This window comes from Adlercreutzia sp. DFI.6.23 (genome assembly GCF_024462535.1).
Taxonomy (GTDB): Bacteria; Actinomycetota; Coriobacteriia; order Coriobacteriales; family Eggerthellaceae; genus Adlercreutzia; species Adlercreutzia rubneri.
This window is the reverse complement of the sequence record NZ_JANGBP010000511.1, coordinates 1-301: the sequence shown is the minus strand read 5'-3', so window position 1 is coordinate 301 and position 301 is coordinate 1. Positions and strand designations below refer to the sequence as shown.

The window sequence follows — 301 nt, the reverse complement described above, 5'->3', positions numbered from 1 at the left end:
CGACGATGGCATCACGCATGTTGGCCATGGCGCCATTGGCGGGAACCACCACCGATACTGCTCCGGCCACATCTCCCACACTCCAGCCTTCTTTCGGGTAACCAGTTGCATCCAGCTCGCCGGCGGGCTGGCCGTGGCACTCGATGCAGTCGTCGGAGACGTCCATGGCCCGCACATAGCGGAAGACCTGATCTCCTCCCTCGGTCTGGTAGCCCCATACCTCATCGGTGTCCTCATCCGTCAAAAATGCCTCGATGGCGGCGGCCTCGTAGGCGTCCGGGATATTGTAGATGTTGCGCGG

The 301-nt window shown here is 62.1% G+C and carries 1 protein-coding gene; it reads right to left on the bottom strand.

What is annotated here, in order from left to right:
* Nucleotides 1-301: DUF3365 domain-containing protein (locus NE591_RS14360; protein WP_256156993.1), on the bottom strand; the 301-nt coding region annotated here is incomplete at both ends.